The organism is Moorena sp. SIO4A1 (assembly GCF_010672065.1).
Taxonomy (GTDB): domain Bacteria; phylum Cyanobacteriota; class Cyanobacteriia; order Cyanobacteriales; family Coleofasciculaceae; genus Moorena.
This window is the reverse complement of record NZ_JAAHHX010000569.1, coordinates 1-1,652: the sequence shown is the minus strand read 5'-3', so window position 1 is coordinate 1,652 and position 1,652 is coordinate 1. Positions and strand designations below refer to the sequence as shown.

1 protein-coding gene and 1 pseudogene are annotated in these 1,652 nt (G+C 42.7%); both read left to right on the top strand.

From position 1 onward, the window contains the following. Positions 1–76: 76 nt before the first annotated feature. Entirely contained in the window at positions 77–1,348 is a 1,272-nt protein-coding gene (iscB, locus tag F6K53_RS40735) for an RNA-guided endonuclease IscB (protein ID WP_293064980.1), read from the top strand. Positions 1,349–1,462: 114 nt separating this feature from the next. Then, positions 1,463–1,652 (top strand): annotated as a pseudogene (locus F6K53_RS40730) (permease); the annotation flags it as partial.

The following is a 1,652-nucleotide window of genomic DNA, read 5'->3' as shown; positions in this document are numbered from 1 at the left end:
CAGTGTAGCTGGGAAAGTACCGAGAAATAACTTTGACTAAGCTAACTTTACCCTAGCAATAGGAGGAAACACAATTATGCGTGTATTTGTACTCAACAAAAATCGACAACCTTTAGATCCATGTAGACCAGCAAGAGCTAGGATTCTACTTTCAACAGGTAAGGCTAAAGTCTATCGTCGTTACCCGTTTACTATAATCTTGACAGAGGAAATAAAAGAACCTATAACTCACGGGTCACAAATCAAAATAGATCCTGGGGCAAAAACAAGTGGTTTAGCTATCGTCCAAGGAAATCGAGTGGTTTGGGGAGCAGAGCTTACCCACAGAGGCTTTCAAATTCGAGACGCACTAACTTCTCGTAGGCAATTAAGGCGTGCCCGACGCAATCGTAAAACTCGATATCGTAAGCCCAGATTTCTTAATAGAACTAGATCAAAAGGTTGGTTAGCTCCTAGCCTGATGTCTAGAGTTAAAAACATTTTAACTTGGGTTGAAAAGCTGACTAGAGTATGTCCTGTGACTGGTATCTCTCAAGAGCTAGTTAGATTTGACACTCAAAAACTACAAAATCCTGAAATATCTGGGATAGAGTATCAGCAGGGCACACTTTACGGTTACGAACTTCGGGAATATTTACTTGAAAAATGGAATCGTAAATGCGCTTATTGTGGGGCAACAGGTACTCAGTTAGAAATTGAGCATATCAAACCCAAGTCTAAAGGCGGTTCCGATCGGGTTTCTAACTTAGCTATTGCGTGTCACCCATGCAATCAAGCTAAGTCTAATCAAGATATTGAGCTTTTCCTGTCTAATAAGCCTAGTGTCTTGAAGCGTGTATTGAGTCAAGCGAGACGCCCTCTGGCTGACGCAGCTTCTGTTAATACAACTCGCTGGAAATTATACCACGATCTAAAGTCAACTGGAATACCAGTCGAGGTTGGCAGCGGCGGATTGACTAAATTCAATAGATGCCGTCAAAACCTGCCAAAAACTCATTGGCTAGACGCAGCAAATGTCGGGAAAGTTGAAACATTGATCATTGAAGTAACCCATCCTTTGCTGATTACTGCCAAAGGTCACGGAACTCGTCAGCTTTGTCGAACCAACAAGTATGGATTCCCTGTCCGTCACTGTTCAAGAACTAAAATTCACAAAGGCTTTCAAACGGGTGATATTGTCCGAGCTGTGGTAACTAAAGGCAAGAAAATCGGTACCTACGTTGGACGAGTTGCAACTCGAAAATCAGGATATTTCAATATCTCAACTAAATCAGGACTGGTGCAAGGAATCAGTCACAAGTATTGTCAATTTATTCACAGGAAGGATGGTTATGCCTATACAAATTAAAGCCTGTCCTCCCTTTCCTGAGTGCCTGTCACCTGGGGTAACCCCAGGTGTTTATATGGCAAGTCTCACCGCTAAATCAAAGATTATAGCGGGAGACGACCGGGAGGCGGACAGATGAAATTTGGTAAATCCAAGTCCATCATTGCACTAATGCCTGGCTTATCAGTGATGGATCGCTACATCGTATTTGAGCTAATCCCACCACTGCTGTTTGGTATTGGTGCTTTTTCATCACTGGGTGTAGCTATTGGAACCCTATTTGAGTTGGTTCGCAAAGTTACTGAAGCAGGACTACCATTGGGAA